This is a genomic window from Roseivivax sediminis, assembly GCF_900112685.1.
GTDB lineage: Bacteria > Pseudomonadota > Alphaproteobacteria > Rhodobacterales > Rhodobacteraceae > Roseivivax > Roseivivax sediminis.
Genome location: NZ_FOMS01000013.1, coordinates 106,123 through 126,030 on the forward strand (window position 1 = coordinate 106,123; position 19,908 = coordinate 126,030).

The following is a 19,908-nucleotide window of genomic DNA, read 5'->3' on the forward strand; positions in this document are numbered from 1 at the left end:
CGTCGTTCGGGTCGGGCCTGCTCCGCGCGGTGCGGTCTTCCGCGCGAGGCAGGTCCGATGCCCTCTGGCCTTTTGCCCCCGTGACGGATAGGTGCCCGGCGAAGAGCCCCGAAGGATGACATATATGGACCTGCGCAACGTCGCGATCATCGCCCACGTGGACCACGGCAAGACGACCCTGGTGGACGAATTGCTGAAGCAATCGGGCGCGTTCCGCGAGAATCAGGCCGTGGCCGAGCGGGCGATGGACAGCAACGATCTCGAACGCGAGCGCGGCATCACCATCCTCGCAAAGGCGACGTCGGTGGAATGGAAGGGCACGCGCATCAACATCGTCGACACCCCCGGCCACGCCGATTTCGGCGGCGAGGTGGAGCGCATCCTGTCGATGGTCGACGGCGTGGTGCTGCTGGTGGACGCCGCCGAAGGGCCGATGCCGCAGACCAAGTTCGTTACGTCCAAGGCGCTCGCGCTCGGCCTGCGCCCCATCGTGGTGCTGAACAAGGTCGACAAGCCGGACGCGGAGCCCGACCGTGCCCTCGACGAGTGCTTCGATCTCTTCGCCAATCTCGGCGCCGACGACGATCAGCTCGACTTTCCGCACATGTATGCGTCGGGCCGGTCCGGCTGGGCCGATCACGACCTGGAGGGGCCGCGGAAGGATCTCTCCGCGCTGTTCCGGCTGATCGTCGATCACGTCCCGGCCCCCAAGCAGGTGGCGCATGTGGACGAGGATTTCAGCATGTTGGCGACGACGCTGTCGGCCGACCCGTTCCTCGGCCGCATCCTCACCGGCCGCGTAGAGAGCGGCAAGGTCAAGGTGGGCGCGACGCTGCAGGCGCTGTCCCGCGTCGGCCAGAAGATCGAGCAGTTCCGCGTCAGCCGCATCCAGGCCTTCCGCGGCCTGAGCTACCAGGACATTGAGGAGGCGCGCGCCGGCGACATCGTCACGCTCGCCGGCATGCAGAAGGCGACCGTGTCCGACACGCTCTGCGCGCTCGCGGTGGACGAACCGCTCGAGTCGCTGCCGATCGACCCGCCGACGATCACCGTGACTTTCGGCATCAACGACAGCCCGCTTGCCGGCCGCGACGGCAAGAAGGTGCAGTCCCGCGTGATCCGCGACCGCCTGATGAAGGAGGCGGAAAGCAATATCGCCATCAAGGTGAAGGATACGCCCGGCGGCGAGGCGTTCGAGGTGTCGGGCCGCGGCGAATTGCAGATGGGCGTGCTGATCGAGAACATGCGCCGCGAGGGTTTCGAGCTTTCCATCGCGCGCCCGCAGGTCATCATGCGCGACGGCGAGGACGGGCGCGAGGAGCCGGTCGAGGAAGTCACCATCGATGTCGACGAGGACTATTCCGGGGCGGTGATCGAGAAGCTGACCGGTGTGCGCAAGGGCGAACTGGTGGAAATGAAGCCCTCGGGCACCGGCAAGACGCGCATCATCGCGCATGTCCCGGCGCGCGGACTGATCGGCTACCAGGGGGAATTCCTGACCGACACGCGCGGCACCGGCGTGATGAACCGGGTGTTCCACGGCTGGACGCCCTACCGGGGCAAGATCGAGGGTCGCCGGGCCGGCGTGCTGATCTCCATGGAGTCTGGCGAGGCGGTGGCCTTCGCATTGTGGAACCTCGAAGAGCGCGGCAAGATGTTCATCGGGCCGCAGGAGAAGGTCTACGAGGGCATGATCATCGGCGAGCACAGCCGCGACAACGATCTCGAGGTGAACCCGCTCAAGGGCAAGAAGCTCACCAACGTGCGGGCCAGTGGGTCCGACGACGCGGTTCGCCTGACGCCGGCGACGGTGCTGTCGCTGGAAGAAGCGATCGCCTACGTCAACGATGACGAATTGGTGGAGGTCACGCCCAACGCCATCCGTCTGCGCAAGCGCTACCTCGATCCGCACGAGCGCAAGCGCATGAACAAGGCGCCGTGACGGGCCTCAAGCGCAGTCCGGGCCTGACGGGCCACGTTACGGGCCGTGACCTCGAATGCGGGGTCACGGTCCTTTTCGTGACGGTGGACGAAATCGGGAAGGGGCCCAAGCTGCATTGGCATCCCTATGACGAATTGTTCGTGATCCGGCGCGGGCGGGCGCGTTTCACCGTCGGCGACGAGGTGATCGAAGGCGGGCCGGGCGACGTAATCCGTGGCCCCGCGCGCATCCCGCATCGTTTCGAGGTGATTGAGGCGCCCTACGAGGCGCAAGATATCCACCTCAACGACGAGTGGATCCAGACCGATCTCGAGTAGCGGTCAGAGCGGCCCGCGAAAGATGAAGAACGCGCCGGCGGCGATGAAGGCAAAGCCCACCGCGTGGTTCAGGGTGATCGGCTCTTTCAGATAGGTCACGGAGAACCCGGCGAAGATGGCGAGGGTGATCACCTCCTGCATCGTCTTGAGCTCCGCCGCCGAATAGACCCGGTGGCCGAGCCGGTTCGCCGGAACCGCCAGACAGTATTCCAGGAGCGCGATCGACCAGCTCACCAAGATGACGAGCCAGAGCGCGCGATACGGGAATTTCAGATGCCCGTACCAGGCCAGTGTCATGAAGACGTTGGAGGCGACGAGCAGCAGCGGCGGCACGACATGCGCCGGCGTCATTCCGAGGTTTCGACGATCAGCAATTCGCGCTCGGAGGCGCCGCGCGCATGGCTCAGTGCCTCCTGGTAGGCGTCCGAGTGATAGCAGGCCTCTGCCGCCTCGACGCTGTCGAACCTGGCGACCACGTTACGCGGCCGTTCCTTGCCCTCGAGCTGCACGAAGCGGCCGCCGCGCGCGATGAAGCGGCCGCCATGCGCGGCGATCGCCGGGCCGGCGAGCTCGGCGTATTTCTTGTAGGCGGCCTCGTCGGTGACGGTGACGTGGGCAATCCAGAGTGCGGGCATCTTTATCCTCCGATCACGGCCTGCGCCGCCTTGATGGCCGCCTCGGCGTTGTCCGCCGACGGCCCGCCGCCCTGCGCCATGTCGGGGCGGCCGCCGCCGCCCTTGCCGCCGAGTTCCGCCACCGCGGCTTTCACGAGATCCACCGCCGAGACCCGGCCGGTCAGATCCTCGGTGACGCCTGCGGCGACCGCCGCCTTGCCGCCGGAATCGGCGATCAGCAGCACCGCGCCAGATCCGATGCGCGCCTTGTGCTCGTCGATGAGCGGCGGCAGGTCCTTGCCGGTGACGCCCGCGACCACCTGGCCGAGGAACGACACGCCGTCCACCTGCGTGGCCTCCGGCGCGGCGCCGCCGCTGCCGGCCATCGCCAGTTCGCGGCGCAGCTGCGCGACCTCGTTCTGCAGCGCCCGGCGCTCTTCGGCGAGGGTCTTGACCCGCTCCCTCAGATCGGCGCGCGAGGTCTTCAGCTCGGTCGCCAGCTCGCCCACCGTGCGGGCCTGCGCGGCGAGGAAGTCGAAGGCCGCGCTGCCAGTCAGCGCCTCGATCCGCCGCACCCCGGCCGAGGACGCGCTGTCGGCGGTCACCACGAAGACGCCGATATCGCCGGTCTGCGCCACATGCGTCCCGCCGCAGAGTTCGATCGAATAGGTCGACCCGTCCGGGCCCTTGCCCGATCCCGGCGCGCCGCCCATGGAGACCACGCGCACCTCGTCGCCGTATTTCTCTCCGAACAGCGCCTGCGCACCGATTTCGCGCGCATCGTCGGGGGACATGATCCGCGTCGTCACCGGCGCGTTCTGCCGGATGTAGTCGTTCACTTCCGCCTCGATCCGGCGCACTTCCTCGACCGTCAGCGCCTTGCCGTGGCTGAAGTCGAAGCGCAGCCGGTCCGGCGCGTTGAGCGACCCGCGCTGCGCCACGTGATCGCCGAGCGCGCCGCGCAGCGCCTCGTGCAGCAGGTGCGTCGCCGAGTGGTTCGCGCGGATCGACGTGCGGCGCGCGTGGTCGACCTCCAGCTTGGCATAGGCGCCGGCCTCGATCGTGCCCTCGGTGACCTCGGCGAAATGCAGGAAGACGCCGGCAACCTTCTTGGTGTCGGTCACCCGCGCTCGGCCCGCGTCGGTCACGATCTCGCCGGTGTCGCCCACCTGGCCGCCGGCCTCCGCGTAGAACGGCGTCTGGTTCAGGACGATCTGCACGCTCTCGCCGGCGCGCGCCGCGTCCACGCTGGCGCCGTCGCGGACGACGGCCTGAACCTGGCCCTCGGCCGTTTCGGTGTCGTAGCCGAGGAAGTCCGTCGCGCCGTGCTCGTCCGCGATGTCGAACCAGATCTCCGCGTCCGCCGCTTCGCCCGAGCCGGACCAGGCGGCGCGCGCGCGGGCCTTCTGCTCGGCCATCGCCGCATCGAAACCCTCGGTGTCGACACTGCGCTCACGCTCGCGCAGCGCGTCCTGCGTCAGGTCGAGCGGGAAGCCGAATGTGTCGTATAGCTTAAAGGCCGAGGCGCCGGGCAGGGGCGTCCCCTCCGGCAGACCCGACAGTTCCTCGTCCAGTAGCTTCAGGCCGCGATCGAGCGTCGCCTTGAACTTGCTCTCCTCGAGCTTCAGCGTCTCCTCGATCAGCGCCTGCGCGCGGCCGAGCTCCGGATAGGCGGCGCCCATCTTCTGCACCAGGCTCGGCACCAGCCGGTGCATCACCGGATCCTTCGCGCCCAGAAGGTGCGCGTGGCGCATCGCCCGGCGCATGATCCGCCGCAGCACGTAGCCGCGCCCGTCGTTCGACGGCATCACCCCGTCCGCGATCAGGAAGGAGGTGGAGCGCAGGTGGTCGGCGATCACCCGGTGATGGGTCGATCCCGGCCCGTCCGGATCGGTCGAGGTCACGTCCGCCGAGGCCTCGATCAGCGCGCGCATGAGGTCGGTCGCGTAATTGTCGTTGGTGCCCTGCAGCAGCGCCGCGACCCTCTCGATTCCCATGCCGGTGTCGATCGACTGCGCGTCGAGCTCGCGCATCGAGCCGTCCTCGAAGAGCTCGTTCTGCATGAAGACGATGTTCCAGATCTCCACGAACCGGTCGCCGTCCTCCTCGGGCGTGCCCGGAGGGCCGCCCCAGTACTGGTCGCCATGGTCGAAGAAGATTTCCGAGCATGGCCCGCAGGGCCCCGTCGATCCCATCTGCCAGAAATTGTCCGAGGTGGGGATGCGCAGGATCCGCTCGTCGGGCAGCCCAGCGACTTTCTTCCAGATATCGGCGGCCTCGTCGTCGGTATGGTAGACGGTGACGAGAAGCCGGCTCTTGTCGATGCCGAGTTCCTTCGTCACCAGCTCCCACGCGAAGGGGATCGCGTCGGACTTGAAATAATCCCCGAACGAGAAGTTTCCGAGCATCTCGAAGAAGGTGTGGTGCCGCCGGGTGTAGCCGACGTTGTCCAGGTCGTTGTGCTTGCCGCCGGCGCGGACGCATTTCTGCGCCGTGGTCGCACGGGTGTAGTCGCGCGTCTCGACCCCGGTGAAGAGGTTCTTGAACTGCACCATGCCCGAATTGGCGAACATCAGGGTGGGGTCGTTGCGCGGCACGAGCGGCGAGGACGGCACAACCCTGTGGCCCTGCTTCTCGAAATAACCCAGAAAGGTCGAGCGGATGTCGTTGAGGCTCGGCATGACGGTCCTATCGGTCGAACGGCTGCATCGGTCCCGCCGGTCTAGCGCCGGGGCGGAGGGGTGTCCATAAGCCACCGGGCCGGCGGAACTTCGCCGGCGGTGCGCGGTTTCGACGTTACGCGAGGTGAAGGACTTAACGAACCACAGGGAGATCGCGATCATGGCCGAGGACACATCCGCCGACGACGACACGCTGCGGGACCCGCGCTGGCTCTGGGGTCTGCGCGCGCTGGGGCTTATCGCCGCGCTCGCCGTCTACCTGGCTCTCGGCGGCTCCGACGGGTTGTCCGAGGAGGCGCGGCGCGTCGCCGCCGTGGGTACGCTCATGGCGATATGGTGGATGACCGAAGCGCTTCCGCTGTCGGCCACCGCGCTGCTGCCGATCGTTCTGCTGCCCGCGCTTGCGGGGATCGAGGTCGGCGATGCCACCGCGCCCTATGCAAGCTCGGTGGTGTTCCTGTTTCTCGGCGGGTTTCTCATCGCCATCGCGATGGAGAAGTGGAACCTGCATACGCGCATCGCACTGATGACGCTGGCGCGGGTCGGCGTGTCGCCGTCGCGCATCGTCCTCGGGATGATGCTGGCGACCGGGTTCCTGTCGATGTGGGTGTCGAACACGGCAACGACGCTGATGATGCTGCCCATCGGCATCTCGATCCTGTCGCTGGTGGTGGACCGGTCCGACACCGACCAGGGCGCGGAAGTCGGAGACGAGGTCGCCGAGGGCAAGGCGGTGAGCGACGTGGTGCGCGACCCGCAGATCCAGCGCTTCGGCATCTGCCTTGTGCTCGCCATCGCGTGGTCGGCGTCGATGGGCGGGCTCGGCACGCTGCTCGGCTCCCCGCCCAACGCCATCGTCGCTGGCTACGCGGCGGACGAGCTCGACCGCGACATCAGCTTTCTCGGCTGGATGCTGATCGGCGTGCCGCTGGCGTTCACCTTCATCCTGATCGGCTGGGCGCTGATGACGCGGGTGCTCTACCGCTTCAAGCTCGACGAGATTCCCGGCGGGCAGGAGATGATCGAGGATCGCCTGAAGGACCTGGGCGCGCTGGGGCAGGGCGAGCGGATGGTGCTGATCGTCTTCGTCTCCGCCGCGTTCCTGTGGATCGTGCCGGGCCTTCTGAGCGAGGTCGGCTTCATCGATAGCGCGCTGCCCTGGCTCGGCATGCTCGACGACACGGCCATCGCGATCGCGGCGGGCATCGCGCTGTTCCTGCTGCCGGGCGCAACGGGCGGACGCATGGTGCTGAACTGGCGCGATGCGGAGAAGGGGCTGCCCTGGGGCGTGCTGCTGCTGTTCGGAGGCGGTCTGAGCCTGGCTTCGGCGGTGGCGGAGACCGGCCTCGACAGCTGGCTCGGCGATCAGGTCGAGGGGCTGGGCGGGCTGCCGATGCTGGCGCTGGTGGCGGCGGTCGTGACGATCGTGCTGTTCTTGACAGAGATCACGTCGAACACGGCCACGGCGGCGACCTTCATCCCGATCCTCGGCGGGGTCGCGGTGGGGCTCGACGTCGATGCGCTGACGCTGCTGATCCCGGCCGCCTTCGCGGCGACCTGCGCCTTCATGTTGCCGGTAGGCACGCCGCCAAACGCCATCGTTTTCGGCACCGGGGCGGTGACGATCGGCCAGATGGCCCGCGGCGGCGTGGTGCTGAACGCGATCGGCATCATGCTGGTCACGCTCTTCGCCTACATGCTGGGCGGGATCGCGCTGGGGCTGGAGTTCTGACCGGGGCGGGCAGGTTGCCCACCCTACGGGAGAGGATAATGCGCCGGGACGAGCGGCTACCGCGGAGTGGGGGCCAGCCCCCACGCCCCCGGAGTATTTTTCGGCCCAAAGAAGCAGGGACGCGGAAGAGAAGCGGGCGGTGGCGCGCCTGGGCGTGTCAGCCTTCGACCAATTCCTCGCCGCTGTCGTCTTCCGACATGTGGAACTCGAGGCCGTGCGCGGCGCGGATCTTGTCCTCGATGTCGAGGGCCATGGCGCCGTTCTCGCGCAGGAAGGTCTTGGCGTTCTCGCGGCCCTGGCCGATGCGTTCGTCGCCGTAGGAGTACCAGGCGCCGGATTTCTCGACCACGCCGGCCTTCACCCCGAGGTCGAGAAGCTCGCCGGTCTTGGAGATGCCTTCGCCGTACATGATGTCGAACTCGACCTGCTTGAACGGCGGCGCGACCTTGTTCTTCACGACCTTAACGCGGGTGGCGTTGCCGACGACCTCGTCGCGGTCCTTGATCGCGCCGATGCGGCGGATGTCGAGGCGCACGGAGGAGTAGAACTTGAGCGCGTTGCCGCCCGTCGTCGTCTCGGGCGAGCCGAACATCACGCCAATCTTCATGCGGATCTGGTTGATGAAAATCACCATGCAGTTCGAGCGCGAGATCGAGCCGGTCAGCTTGCGCATCGCCTGGCTCATCAGGCGGGCCTGCACGCCGACATTCGAATCGCCCATGTCGCCCTCGAGTTCCGACTTCGGCGTCAGCGCCGCGACGGAATCGACCACGACCATGGAGACCGCGCCGGAGCGCACCAGCGTATCGGTGATCTCGAGCGCCTGTTCGCCGGTATCGGGCTGGGAGATCAGGAGCTCGTCGAGGTCGACGCCGAGTTTCTTGGCGTATTGCGGGTCGAGCGCGTGTTCGGCGTCGACGAAGGCGCAGACGCCGCCCTTCTTCTGCTCTTCGGCCACGCAATGCAGCGTCAGGGTCGTCTTGCCCGAGGATTCGGGGCCGTAGACCTCGACGATGCGGCCCTTGGGCAGGCCGCCGATGCCGAGCGCGATGTCGAGCCCGAGCGAACCGGTGGAGGTCGACTCGATATCCTTGAACGGGTTGTCCCCGCCCAGTTTCATGATCGAGCCCTTGCCGAACTGCCGTTCGATCTGCGCCAGCGCCGAGTCGAGCGCCTTCTGCTTGTTCGCGTCGCTCTTGGAAGCCATGTTCAGAAGGTCTGCCGTTGCCATGAGATTTCCGCCCTTATTCCATACGTGCCGCCGCACGGCAATCGCTGCTTCGTTCACTTATTGTTCGCGCCAAGGTGCGATCAAAAGGGGAACAATTCAAGTCCGTTCTTCCCTTCGGCAGAGTTTCGCAACATTGTTAACGGCAGGTTACCGGGACGGACAAAAGACGGCGGTGCGGCACGATGCTGGTATTCTGGAAAGCGCGGCTGGTGCTTCTGGCGGTGCCGAAGACGGGAAGCTCGGCCTACGCCGCCGCGCTCGCACCGCATGCGGGAATGGTGATCACCGATCCGCCGCAGCTCAAGCACGCGCCGGTCTATCGTTACAACCGCTTCTTCCGCCCGATGTTCGAGAAGATGGGGGCGGAGAGCATGGACGTCGTCGCCGTTATCCGGGAGCCGATTTCGTGGCTCGGGTCGTGGTGGCGTTACCGGCAGCGACCGTTCCTCGATGGCAAGCCGGTCTCCACGCGGGGGGTGAGTTTCGACCAATTCGCAGGGGCCTGGTGCCGGGGGGAGCGTCCGCCTTTCGCCGATGTCGGCGACCAGTCGAAGTTCGTCGAGACGCGGCCGAACGGCACGCAGGTGACGCACCTGTTCCGCTACGAGGAACGCGAGGCCCTCGACGCCTTCCTGTCGGAGCGGCTTGGCGTGACCGTGGCGCCGGGGCGGGAGAACGTATCCCTGGCCGCGCGTCTGGAGCTCTCTCCGCGGACCGAGGCGAAGCTGCGCCGCAAACGCGCCGCCGATTTCGCGTTGTGGGACGGGATCGAGAGCGGAAGGCGCATCGCCGAGCCGCAGGTCTGAGTCATGGCGCCGAGGGCCCGCGCCAGGCGCGGACCGACCGGTCCAGTTCGTCCGTGATCCAGTCGCGGAAGGCCCGCGCGGCGGGCTTGCGGTCGGACCTCGGGCTCAGCGCCAGCCAGTAGCTTTGCCCGGTGGCGTGCCGGCCCGGCAGCGGCGCGCAAAGCTGTCCGGCCTCGACCGCATCGGCGGCCAGGGTTTCCCAGGCCATGAACACACCATGCCCGGCGATCGCCGCGTCGAGGCAGAGCGAGGCATCGGCATAGGTGGGGCCGGAAAGGTGCTCCGGCACCGTCATCCCGTGTGCGGAGAGCCAGACCTGCCAGCCGAACAGCGACGGCGTCTCGCGGATCACGGGCAGCGACAGGAGATCCTCGGGCCGGCCGATCCGGCCGGCGAGGGCGGGCGAGCAGACCGGAAAGACCCGCTGTTCCAGCAGTCGTGTCGCCGCGATGCCGCGGCCCGGAGAGGCGCCCACACGGATGCCGATATCGACTTCGGAGCTGCGGAAATCGGTCATCTCGGTGCGCGGCTCCACCCGCACGCTGACCGAGGGGACCCGCGCGTGGAACCGGTGCAGCCGCCAGATCAGCCAGCGGCTGGCGAAGATCGGCGCGACCGAGATCGTCAGGGACTGGCCGTCCTCCTCGGCCAGCTGGCCCAGCGCGGCGGCGAGATGCTCCATCCCGAGCGTGAGGCGCGGCAGGATGCGGGCGCAGGCCTCCGTCGGGCACAGGCCGGCCGCCTGGCGGGTAAAGAGCGTCGCGCCGAGCCGGTCCTCGGCCTTGGCGAGCCGCTGGCTGACCGCGCCCGGGGTCACGCCGAGCTCATCCGCCGCAGCCGAGAGCGAGCCGGTCCGGCCGATCGCCTCGACCGCCCGGAGCGCGGAAAGCGGCACCCGGTTCAGGTGTCTCATTTTAGATTTTCTAAACACCGGGCGTCGCGAAGTCGATGCCCGAAAGCGCGCCGGCATGGCATCCTGCGCGCATGAACACATTTCTTCGATATGTATTTGAAACGCTGGCCGGGACCCCGAAAGACATGTGCCCCGGCCCTGACGACTGGCGGCGCGATCCGCTGTCGCATCCCGATCTGCGGGGGATGTCGCTGCGCGAACTTGCCGACCTGCCGTTCGATCCGCGCGATATCGCTCCGGATTGACCGGGGCGGTCAGTCCTTTGCGATATGCTGGATCGGCGCGAAGCCCTCGAAGCTGGGCGCGCCGTCGTAGAGCTTCTTGGTCGTGCCGGCATCCTTGTGCGCGGCGCGGAACGCCTCCGATTTCGTCCAGCCGATGAAAGCCTCCTCGCTCTCCCAGATCGTGTGCGAGGCGTAGAGAACCTTGCCGTCCGCCTCGGGGCCTTTGAGCATGTGGAACTCGACGAAGCCGGGCACCTGCTTGAGGTGACTGTCGCGGCCGAGCCACAGGTCCTCGAAGGCCTGGGCGTTCTCGGTCGGGACGGTGAAGCGGTTCATGGCGATGTACATGGATGTCCTCCGGGTCTGGGTCCTGCTTCCTGATCTGGAGCGGTTCGTTGGCCGTGTCACCCCCCTGACGGGCACGGTGCTGCCAGTTGCCGGCCACGTCCCGGTTCGGTGCGCCCGGGGGTCATCGGCATGCTCTAGGTCGGTGGGGAGATCGGTCTTCCCGAAGAAGACGGTATCAGCGCACCGGCTGTGCGGGTTGCGCCCCGAAAAGGGGTGTCTCGCGCTGCTCAGGCTGCGCAACACGTTGGGCCCGCACTTCGACCTTTACCTGAATTGTTCGTATCAAGCATCTGATTACAAATAAATTTTGTCCTCTGATCCGAGCCCGTTCATGCGGAGGCAGACGGCCCGCCATTGTAGGATTTGCGGGGGCGGGCCTCAGGTCGCGGTCGAACTACGCAGACCGCCCGCCGCCCGCGCCGGCACGAGATCGAGCATGTTGCGGATCAGGCGCAGCCCCATGTCGCCCTTGGACGTGATGATCGACTCGGGGTGGAACTGCACGGAATGGACGGGCAACGTCCGGTGCGAGAGGCCCATGACAACGCCGTCCGCCGACCGCGCCGTCACCTCCAGAGCCTCGGGAACCTTCTCCTCCAGCGCGTAGAGCGAATGGTAGCGCGCGACGTCGAACCCCTGCGGCAGCCTGTGGAAGAGCCCCTTGCCTCCGTGACTGATGCTTGTGGACACGCCGTGGCGCGGCTCGTCGAGCACGCCGAGCGTGCCGCCGAAATGCTCTGCGATGCCCTGAAGGCCGAGGCATACGCCGAAAACGGGAATACCAAGCGACACCGCCTTGGCGATCGTCGCGTCCAGGTCGAAGTCGACCGGTCTGCCGGGGCCGGGGGAAAGCACGACGAGATCGACGCCGTCATCCATCATCACGCGGGCCGGCTCTGCGCGGTAGGTGCGCAAGGCCGGCTCGAAGGTGCGGATGTAGCTGGCGAGGGTGTTCACGAAGCTGTCCTCGTGATCGACCATCAGCACGTTCAGACCGCGGCCGGTGTAGCCGTCCGTGGCGCGGCGGGGCAGCGCGTGGGTCGTGCCCGGCGCGGCCTCCGCGTCCAGGGCGGCGAGGAAGGCCGACGCCTTCACCCGCGTCTCCCGCTCTTCCGCCGCCGGGTCGGAATAGTAGAGCGTGGTGGCCCCCGCCCGCACGTTGGCAATGCCGCGGCGCACCTGCACCATTCGGATCGACAGCGCGGTGTTGAGCGATCCGTCCGCCATCATCCCGCCGATTGCCCCTGCATACCAACGCCTTGGAGACTTTTCTTCACGTTCCAGAAAGCGTACCGCCCAGGTCTTCGGCGCGCCCGTCACGGTCACCGCCCACATGTGCGAGATGAAGGCGTCGAGCCCGTCATATCCTTCCGCCAGCTCTCCGACGACGTGATCGACGGTGTGGATCAGGCGCGAATAGAACTCGATCTGCCGGCGCCCGCGCACCTCGATGGAGCCGGGCACGCAGATGCGCGCCTTGTCGTTGCGGTCGACGTCGGTGCACATGGTCAGCTCCGCCTCGTCCTTGGTGGACGACAGCAGCTTCAGCACCTGGTCGGCATCCTCCAGCGGGTCGGCGCCGCGCGGGATGGTGCCGGAGATTGGGCAGGTCTCCACCTTGCGGCCGGTGGTGCGCACGTACATCTCGGGCGAGGCGCCGATGAGGAACTCGTCCGCGCCGAGGTTCATCAGGAACGCGAAGGGCGAGGGGTTGGTCTTCATCAGCCGCCGGAAGACGGTCGAGGGCGCCGAGTGCATCGGTTTGGAAAAGCACTGGCCCGGCACCGCCTCGAAGAGGTTGCCCTGAAGGAATTCATTCCGTGCGCGCTCGACCACCGCCTCGTATTCGCCGGGGTCGTGGTCGCAGACGATGTCGGCGGAATTGTCGGCCTTGCGCTGGAACGGCGCGGGCACATCGGCGCGCGGGTGATCCTCGGACCGGTGGCCGTCATAGTCGAAAGCGTAGCGCACCATCACGCCGAGTTCGGACCCGACCGCGGACTTGAAGAGCCGGTCGGGCACGAAGAGCACGATGTCGCGCTGGTCGTCCTCGCGCGCCATCTGCATCTCGATATCGTCGAAACCGAAGATCAGATCGTAGCCGAACGCGCCGTAGAGCCCGAAATCGCCCAGCGCCGGGTGCTGGACGGCCTGCCAAAGCGCCCGGATCGCAGTGAAGATCGACGGCTTGCGCGTCCGCTCCTCCTCCGCGATGACCGCGCCGTCCGGCAGGGGGTCGACGCTGCCGAAGATACGGTCCGGCTCATCCTCTCCCAGGGTGATGCCGGGCGTGTGCTCCAGCACGTCGCGGAAGAACGCCAGCAGGCCCGCGCCACGTTGGCAGAACGCGCGCAGGGTAAACGCGCGGCCCGTCGCCTCGAACGCGATCAGGGGATTGGTGAAGCCGAAGTTCCAGATGGAATAGCGCGAGGGGTACTCGTAGTTCGACGCGAGCGCGAGGCCGAGCACCTCGTCGAGGTCACCGATGATGCGATCGAAGGCACCTTTTTCGGCCACCGCCGTGGTGGCGGTCACGCGCAGCGTGCGCCCGCCCGGAGCGGTGAGGTCGGCGATGTCCTGGCGGGTCTCTTGGTCCATTTCGGCGGTCCGGCAACTGGGCGTGGGAATGGCGGCGACCATAGGCCGCCGCGCCGCGCGATGTCCAGACGGGCAGCGGGGCGGAGTGCGCGCGCTCTATCTTCCAGCGGAGGGCTGACCGGACTTTCGATCCTTGCCCAAGCGTCACGGGCATTGGTTCGCGTCCGTTGCCGAAGCCGCGGGGCAGGGCGCCGGGACCCAGACCCGAACGATCAGCTCTGGATGCCGCGCTTCCGCCCTCGGATCAGGATGGCGTAGACGAACACCACCGTCAGCGCGAGGAAGAACAGGCTGTCGGGGCTCGTCAGGAAGACCATCGGATTGCCGTCGTTCAGCGACAGCGATCGCCTGAGGTACTGTTCCAGGTCCGGCCCGAGGATGAAGCCGAGCAGCATCGACACCGTCGAGTAGTTGTTGCGCCGCATCACGTAGGCCAGCACGCCGAAGCCGAGCGCGAGCGACATCTGGAAGGCCGAGTAGGTGGCGACGTAGCTGCCCACCAGCGCGACCACCGCGATGGCGCTGTAAAGCAGGCCCTTGGGGATCGACACGATCCGCACGAACCACGGCCCGAACAGGAACAGCGTCAGCGGCACCAGGATCAGCGCGCTGATCAGGAGCGAGGCGAACATAGGTGCGAGCAGGTCGGCCTGGTTCTCCAGAAGGCGCGGGCCGGGCTGGAGCCCGTTGATGACCAGCACGCCGAGGACGATGGCCGTGGTCGGATCGCCGGGGATGCCGAACATCAGCATCGGCACGAACGCCCCGCCGCACATGGAGTTGTTGGCCGATTCCGCCGCCGCTATCCCTTCGCGCGATCCCTTGCCGTATTCCTCGGGGTGCTTCGACGACGAGCGCGCCGTGGCATAGGACACGAAGGCCGCCATCGACCCGCCGGCGCCCGGCAGGATGCCGATGCCGTAGCCGATGAACGCGCTCTTGATGTAGGTGAATAGCCCGATGCGCCGGATCTCGGACATCGGCGGAACGAAGTCGCGGCGTCGGATGCCCATCTCCTCGGCTCTGGTGTCGGGTGTGCCGATGGAGGCGCGCCACGTCTGCGCCTGAATCAGTACCTCGCTGATTGCGAAGGCGCCGATCACGATGGGCATGATGTCGATGCCCTCGACCAGCGTCTCGGTGCCGAAGTTGAAGCGCGGGATCGGCTGGAGCACGTCGATGCCGATGGTGGCCAGCATCACGCCGAGCAGCGTTGCCACCACACCCTTGGCGATGGCGCCCTTGTCGACGATGATGATGACGACGAGCGCGAACAGCACCAGCGCGAACTTGCCCGGCGTGCGGATCAGAAGGGATATCTCGGCCGCCAGCGGCATGAAGGCCATGAGGAGGATCGCACCGACGCTGCCGCCGATCATGGAGCCGATCGCGGCATGGCCGAGCGCGTTGGCGCCCTTGCCCTGCTTCATCAGCCGGTTGCCCTCGATCGCCGTCATCATCGACGAGGGGGCACCGGGGATGTTGATCGTCGTCGCGGTGATGGAGCCCGAATACATCCCGGCCATGAAGATCGACGCGCTCATCACCAGGGCCGGGATCACGTCGATCGTGTAGGTGATCGGCAGAAGCAGCGCGATGGCGAGGACCGAGGTCAGGCCCGGCATCGCGCCGAAGAAGGTGCCGATCAGGAAACCGGCCACCATGAAGGCCAGCACGGTCCAGTCGAGCAGGGCGCCGAAACCGCCGGCGAGCGTCAGAAAGGTGTCCATCAGATCGGCCCCCCGGCGAGGGTGGGCAGGCGCACGCCGAAGATCACAGCGAAGAGGCCGTAGAACACGGCCGTCACTGCCACGGCGTAGAGCGCGAAGCGCACGGGACGGCGCGTCTCGAAACCGAAGGTGAGAAACAAAGCGGCCACGAAGAGCAGAGTGGAGAGGCTGTAGCCCAGCGTCCGGAAGAGAGCGATGTAGGCACCAGTGGCGACAACCACGAGCACCGGGCGCAGGAGCGATCCGCCATCCGCGTCGCCCTCGGGTTCGGGGGGATTGCGGACCTCCTGAACAAGAACGATCAGCAGCGCGGCGTACATCAGCACCGCGGCCAGCACGGGGATCGTGCGCGGTCCGATATCGCCGGCCGCGCTGAACTGCGTGCGGATGTCGAAGGCCGCGGCCAGGTAGATCGTCGTCACCACGATCAGCACCAGCGGGAACACGATCCCGCCGCGCGCGAAACGGCCGTTCAGGTTCATCTGCTCCTCCCGTTCAAAAAGGGCGCCGGGGCGGACCCCGACGCCGGCTTGGTCATCTTGCTGCCGGGATCACTCCGACAGGACGCCCGCTTCCTTCAGGGCGTCCATCTCGTCGAAGAGGCCTTGGGCAGTCTCTTCGGCCCACTGGGTCACCTCGTCGGTGCCCAGCCAGTTCGGGGTCACGCCGATCTCGGCCACCCAGTTCTGGAACTCATCGCTCTCGTAGGCCGCCTGGTAGGCGCTCTCGAGCGCCGTGATCGCCTCGTCCGGCGTGTCCGCCGGTGCGGCGAAGACGATGAACGACCCGTTCTGCAGGTCGACGCCGGCTTCGGGCGCGGTCGGCACGTCGTAGGTCGGGTTCTTGGCGGTGGAGAACTCCACGAGGCCCCGCACGGTGCCGTCGTCGATCAGGTTGGCGAAATCGCCGAGCGAGGTCAGCGCCACGTCCACCTCGTCCGACAGAATCGCTTCCTTCTGGGGCGCGGCGCCGCCGGGATAGGAGACGATCTTGAACTCGGTGTCGGTGAGGTTCTGAAGCTGCAGCAGCGTCAGGTGAACCCGCCCGCCGAGGTTCTGCACCGCCACGCGCACCTGGCCGGGATCGTCCTGCGCGGCGTCGAGAAGGTCCTGCAGGTTCTCGTAATCGCTGTCCGCGTCGACGATGATCGCGTCGGGCTCGCTTGTGATCCGCGCGATCAGCTTGAGCTTGTCCATGCTGTAGGTCGGCAGCATGTCCTGGTAGGGCACGGTGACGATGCTGTCATAGGTCAGCGCGGCGATGGTGTAGCCGTCGGCACGGGCGCTCATCACCTGGCCGACGCCGGTGGCGCTGACGCCGCCCTCGATGTTCTCCACGTACATGGAGGCATCCTCGAACTCGTTCTCGGCGATGTTGGTGATCTTGCGCACGATACCGTCGGTGCCGCCGCCGGCGCCCCACGGCACGACCACGCGGATGTCGCGCTCGGGATACTCGGCGAGTGCCGCGGCGGGCACCAGCGCGGTGGCCGTAAGCGCGGCCGCGGCGAACAGTTTGCGTCCTTGCATGTCGTCTCCTCCTCTGATCGCGGCGGTCCCAAATGCGCCGCTTCGGGCCGTCCGGCCCGGGTTCTGGCCGTGCATCCGGACGCGCCGGCTTGCCTTTCGACCAACTGATACATTACTATATGAATTGAGCGCCGGCTGGCAAGACGTTTCGGCCGGGGCCGCGCCCATAGGCGTCAAGCAATTGATTCGGGAAAGAAATCACATGATCTACGACCACCGCACCTATACCTGCCGGCCGGGAACGATCGGCAAGCACATGGCGCTTTACGGCGAACACGGCTGGCCGATTCAGCGCAAACACCTGGGCGATCCGGTCGTCTACGGCGCCGTGGAGACCGGCGACGTGAACTCCTACGTCCATATCTGGGTGTTCGACGACGCGGCCGACCGCGCGACCAAGCGCGCGGCCCTCGCGGCGGACCCCGAATGGCAGGAATACCTCAAGAAGAGCGCCGAGGCCGGCTACCTCGTCAGCCAGGTCAACAAGATCCTCAAGCCGGCGCCCTTCTTCAAGGGCTGACGCGCCTTGTGTCACGCCGGCAGGTCCATATGCGCGAGGATCGCGTCGAGCTCTGCGATATCCTCGGCGGTCAGCGTACCGCCGGGGGCACGCATCGCCGCGTGGGCGAGCGCCCCGCGGCGGCGCATCACCTCCTTGCGAAGGGCGATGCCCATGGCACCCTGCGCCTCGTGCTTCAGGAGCGGCAGGTAACGGTTGAAGAGCGCGTGCGCGCCCGCGACATCATTGTCGAAGCGCATCAGCCGGTCGACGCCCGACAGCATCTCGGGGTAGGAAAAGCCCGCCATCGGCCCGTCGGCGCCCCGCGCCAGTTCCTGCGGCAGGTAGAGCCCGTTGTTGCCGGTCAGGATCCGCACCGGCCAGGGCACCGTGGCCCGCAGCGCGGCGACCTTGCGCGCGCTCGGCATGTCCTCTTCCTTGACCACGGCGATCTGCGGGAAGGCGCCGATCAGCCGCGCCATCGCCGGCACCGACATCTTCACGCCGCTGGAGGCGGGGAAGTCCTGCAGGACCACCGGCACATCGCCGATGCGGGCGAAGACGGCGTCGAAATAGGCCATCAGATCCTCGTCCGTCCGCACGCTGGCGGGCGGAGAGATCATCACCCCCGCCGCACCCTCGGCCCGGACCTGCGCAGTGACCTCCGCGAGGAGTGCGAGGTTGGGCGAGGACACGCCGGCGATCACGGGCCGCCCGTTCGAGGCGGCGACATAGGCGGCGGCGACGCCGACCGTCTCGTCCGGTGTCAGCGTCTGGGCCTCGCCGCTGACCCCGAGGACGAGCAGGCCCTTCGCCCCGTGGCGGTGATAGAACGCGGTCAGCGTGTCGATGCTGTCGTGATCGACGGTGTCGTCCGGGGCAAAGGGGGTCTGGGCGACGACGTGCAGGCCCTGGGTGTCTTCAAGCATGACTCCTCCGTTGCGCGGCGCCGGGCGCGCGCAGGTGTTAGGGGTTGCGGGGCAGGGCGCGCGTGGCGGCGCCGGTCAGGCGAAATAATCCTCGTGCGTGGCGCGGAATTCGCCCACCCAGTCGGGCGACTTGAACAGGTGATCGCGCATCGCCGACATGGCGGCCTCCACGTCGCGGGCTTCGATCGCGTCGACGATGGCGTCGTGGCCGCGCAGGATGGCGCGGATCTTTTCGGGCGAATGGCTCTGCAGCCGGCGCACGCGGTCGAGGTGCCCGGCGCGGGACCGGATCAGGTCGTGCAGCGCTTCCCGTCCGAGCCCGTCGAACAGCGTGCGGTGGAAATGCTCGTCGAGTTCCTGGAAGAGGCGCAGCTGGCCGTCCTCGTCCCGGACCGAGCGCTGCAGCGCGATCACCGAGCGCGCGCGCTCCACCGTCTCGGGCGCGCCGCGCTCGGCAAGGTGGCGCACGACCTCGGTCTCGAGCGCGCGGCGCAGGAAATGGCCTTCGTGCACCAGCGCTTCGTCGATACGCGTCACCAGCGTGCGCGATTGCGGATAGATGCGGACGAGCCCGTCGGTCTCGAGCTTCTGCAGGGCGTCGCGCAGGGGCGTGACGCTCACCTCGTAATGCTGCGCGAGTTCCGCACGCAGAAGGTTGGTGCCCGGCGGCAGCTCCAGCGACAGGATCCGCTGGCGCAGGTCGTCGTAGATCCGCGAGGACGCGGAGGGACGGGTCTGCGGGGCGTCGCGCCGCACCAGCTCCAATGCCGCTTTCACAGATGTGTCCATCCTCGTCCTCCCGGTCGGTGCCGCCGGCATCATTCCACGGTTGACCCCAAGGATAAACTAAAATATTAGTGCATATCAAGGGGCGTGTTCGATCGCGCTCACCGGACCCGCATTGCGATCCCTCATCAGACAGCAGGAGGACCGACCATTATGGATGGCTCCCATTCCGATTTCACCCCGCACGGCCAGCACCTGATCGCGGGTGCCTGGGTTGCGGGCGAGACGACGTTCCGCTCGGAGCCGGCGCACGGCACGGCGCACGTCTACTCGGTGGGCACGCCGGCGCTGGTGGACCGCGCCTGCGAGGCCGCCGAGGAGGCGTTCGCCAGCTACGGCCAGTCGAGCCGTGAGGACCGCGCGGCGTTCCTCGACGCGATCGCCGAGGAGATGGAGGCGCGGGTCGACGCCATCACCGGGATCGCCATGTCCGAGACCGGCCTGCCCGAGCCGCGCATCCGCTCGGTGGAGCTGCCGCGCACCGCCAACCAGCTGCGGCTGTTCGCGAAACACATCCGCGACGGCGCCTATCTCGACCGGCGTCACGACGCGGCCATGCCGGACCGCCAGCCGATGCCGCGCCCGGACCTCAAGATGGTGCAGCGCCCGATCGGGCCGGTCGCCGTCTTCGGCGCCTCGAACTTCCCGCTGGCCTTCTCGACCGCGGGCGGGGACACCGCCTCGGCGCTCGCCGCCGGCTGCCCGGTCGTCGTCAAGGGCCACGGCGCCCATCCCGGCACGTCCGAGATCGTCGCCGAGGCGATCAAGGCCGCGGTGGAGCGCTGCGGCATGCCCGCGGGCGTCTTCTCCCTCGTGCAGGGCGGCAAGCGCGATGTCGGCCAGGCGCTGGTGCAGCATCCGCTGATCAAGGCGGTGGGCTTCACCGGCTCGCTCGGCGGCGGGCGCGCGCTGTTCGACCTCTGCGCGCAGCGGCCGGAGCCGATCCCGTTCTACGGCGAGCTCGGCTCGGTCAACCCGATGTTCCTTTTGCCCGAGGCGGTCAAGGCGCGCGGCGCCGAGATCGGCAAG

The 19,908-nt window shown here is 67.6% G+C and carries 19 protein-coding genes; 7 read left to right on the plus strand and 12 right to left on the minus strand.

Features of this window, described 5'->3' with window-relative positions; all coding sequences use genetic code 11:
• Nucleotides 1-124 precede the first annotated feature (124 nt).
• Together typA and F3H57_RS18280 are read left to right on the plus strand one after the other, a co-directional pair.
• Nucleotides 125-1,942: a translational GTPase TypA gene (gene typA / locus F3H57_RS18275; protein WP_149757763.1), complete on the plus strand. Its 1,818-nt coding sequence runs from the start codon at nucleotides 125-127 to the stop codon at nucleotides 1,940-1,942.
• Nucleotides 1,939-2,259, plus strand: coding sequence for a cupin domain-containing protein (locus F3H57_RS18280; protein ID WP_188129734.1), 321 nt, complete (start codon nucleotides 1,939-1,941; stop codon nucleotides 2,257-2,259). Before typA ends, F3H57_RS18280 begins: the two co-directional genes overlap by 4 nt.
• 3 nt (nucleotides 2,260-2,262) lie before the next feature.
• Here the strand turns inward: F3H57_RS18280 and F3H57_RS18285 are convergent, their stop codons facing one another.
• The 3 genes from F3H57_RS18285 to alaS are packed head-to-tail and all read right to left on the minus strand — an operon-like array spanning nucleotide 2,263 to nucleotide 5,554.
• Nucleotides 2,263-2,610, minus strand: a complete 348-nt coding sequence (locus F3H57_RS18285; RefSeq protein WP_149757716.1) for a DMT family protein — start codon at nucleotides 2,608-2,610, stop codon at nucleotides 2,263-2,265.
• Nucleotides 2,607-2,894, minus strand: a complete 288-nt coding sequence (locus tag F3H57_RS18290; protein WP_149757718.1) for a DUF1330 domain-containing protein — start codon at nucleotides 2,892-2,894, stop codon at nucleotides 2,607-2,609. The genes F3H57_RS18285 and F3H57_RS18290 overlap by 4 nt, the downstream gene beginning before the upstream one ends.
• Before the next feature lie 2 nt (nucleotides 2,895-2,896).
• On the minus strand, nucleotides 2,897-5,554 hold the full coding sequence (gene alaS / locus F3H57_RS18295; protein ID WP_149757724.1) for an alanine--tRNA ligase: 2,658 nt from the start codon (nucleotides 5,552-5,554) through the stop codon (nucleotides 2,897-2,899).
• 160 nt (nucleotides 5,555-5,714) lie between these two features.
• Here alaS and F3H57_RS18300 point away from each other — a divergent pair, with 160 nt between their 5' ends.
• Nucleotides 5,715-7,286 carry an SLC13 family permease gene (locus F3H57_RS18300; RefSeq protein WP_149757726.1) on the plus strand — a complete coding sequence of 524 codons (1,572 nt, stop codon included), beginning with the start codon at nucleotides 5,715-5,717 and terminating at the stop codon, nucleotides 7,284-7,286.
• A 157-nt stretch (nucleotides 7,287-7,443) separates the two neighbouring features.
• Here F3H57_RS18300 and recA read toward each other — a convergent pair whose 3' ends face one another.
• Complete coding sequence (recA, locus tag F3H57_RS18305; protein WP_149757728.1) at nucleotides 7,444-8,517, minus strand: recombinase RecA; 1,074 nt, start codon at nucleotides 8,515-8,517, stop codon at nucleotides 7,444-7,446.
• Between the two features lie 182 nt (nucleotides 8,518-8,699).
• On the opposite strand from recA, the gene F3H57_RS18310 reads away from it, so the two are divergent.
• Nucleotides 8,700-9,323: a gamma-glutamyl kinase gene (locus F3H57_RS18310; protein ID WP_149757730.1), complete on the plus strand. Its 624-nt coding sequence runs from the start codon at nucleotides 8,700-8,702 to the stop codon at nucleotides 9,321-9,323.
• A 1-nt stretch (nucleotide 9,324) separates the two neighbouring features.
• On the opposite strand, the gene F3H57_RS18315 is transcribed toward F3H57_RS18310, so the two are convergent.
• Nucleotides 9,325-10,236 carry a LysR substrate-binding domain-containing protein gene (locus tag F3H57_RS18315; protein ID WP_149757732.1) on the minus strand — a complete coding sequence of 304 codons (912 nt, stop codon included), beginning with the start codon at nucleotides 10,234-10,236 and terminating at the stop codon, nucleotides 9,325-9,327.
• 35 nt (nucleotides 10,237-10,271) lie between these two features.
• Between F3H57_RS18315 and F3H57_RS18320 the strand changes: the two genes are divergently transcribed.
• On the plus strand, nucleotides 10,272-10,481 hold the full coding sequence (locus F3H57_RS18320) for a hypothetical protein (RefSeq protein ID WP_149757734.1): 210 nt from the start codon (nucleotides 10,272-10,274) through the stop codon (nucleotides 10,479-10,481).
• 9 nt (nucleotides 10,482-10,490) lie between these two features.
• On the opposite strand, the gene F3H57_RS18325 is transcribed toward F3H57_RS18320, so the two are convergent.
• The 5 genes from F3H57_RS18325 to F3H57_RS18345 form a co-directional block, all read right to left on the minus strand.
• The gene (locus tag F3H57_RS18325; protein WP_149757736.1) at nucleotides 10,491-10,808 is read right to left on the minus strand and encodes an antibiotic biosynthesis monooxygenase family protein; all 318 of its coding nucleotides are present in this window, start codon (nucleotides 10,806-10,808) and stop codon (nucleotides 10,491-10,493) included.
• Between the two features lie 378 nt (nucleotides 10,809-11,186).
• Entirely contained in the window at nucleotides 11,187-13,406 is a 2,220-nt protein-coding gene (locus F3H57_RS18330) for an anthranilate synthase component I (protein WP_188129735.1), read from the minus strand.
• A gap of 212 nt (nucleotides 13,407-13,618) precedes the next feature.
• Nucleotides 13,619-15,136 carry a tripartite tricarboxylate transporter permease gene (locus tag F3H57_RS18335; protein ID WP_149757740.1) on the minus strand — a complete coding sequence of 506 codons (1,518 nt, stop codon included), beginning with the start codon at nucleotides 15,134-15,136 and terminating at the stop codon, nucleotides 13,619-13,621.
• On the minus strand, nucleotides 15,136-15,618 hold the full coding sequence (locus F3H57_RS18340; RefSeq protein WP_149757742.1) for a tripartite tricarboxylate transporter TctB family protein: 483 nt from the start codon (nucleotides 15,616-15,618) through the stop codon (nucleotides 15,136-15,138). The genes F3H57_RS18335 and F3H57_RS18340 overlap by 1 nt, the downstream gene beginning before the upstream one ends.
• A gap of 69 nt (nucleotides 15,619-15,687) precedes the next feature.
• A complete protein-coding gene (locus tag F3H57_RS18345) occupies nucleotides 15,688-16,665 on the minus strand; it encodes a Bug family tripartite tricarboxylate transporter substrate binding protein (protein WP_149757744.1) in 978 nt (325 codons plus the stop codon).
• A 202-nt stretch (nucleotides 16,666-16,867) separates the two neighbouring features.
• Here F3H57_RS18345 and F3H57_RS18350 point away from each other — a divergent pair, with 202 nt between their 5' ends.
• Nucleotides 16,868-17,185 (plus strand): NIPSNAP family protein, encoded by a 318-nt coding sequence (locus F3H57_RS18350; protein ID WP_149757746.1) that lies wholly within the window; start codon nucleotides 16,868-16,870, stop codon nucleotides 17,183-17,185.
• A gap of 11 nt (nucleotides 17,186-17,196) precedes the next feature.
• On the opposite strand, the gene F3H57_RS18355 is transcribed toward F3H57_RS18350, so the two are convergent.
• Nucleotides 17,197-18,093, minus strand: a complete 897-nt coding sequence (locus tag F3H57_RS18355) for a dihydrodipicolinate synthase family protein (RefSeq protein WP_149757748.1) — start codon at nucleotides 18,091-18,093, stop codon at nucleotides 17,197-17,199.
• Between the two features lie 75 nt (nucleotides 18,094-18,168).
• Entirely contained in the window at nucleotides 18,169-18,882 is a 714-nt protein-coding gene (locus F3H57_RS18360; RefSeq protein WP_188129736.1) for a GntR family transcriptional regulator, read from the minus strand.
• Nucleotides 18,883-19,032: 150 nt separating this feature from the next.
• Here F3H57_RS18360 and F3H57_RS18365 point away from each other — a divergent pair.
• On the plus strand, nucleotides 19,033-19,908 hold an 876-nt coding region (locus tag F3H57_RS18365; protein WP_223163130.1), incomplete at its 3' end, for an aldehyde dehydrogenase family protein.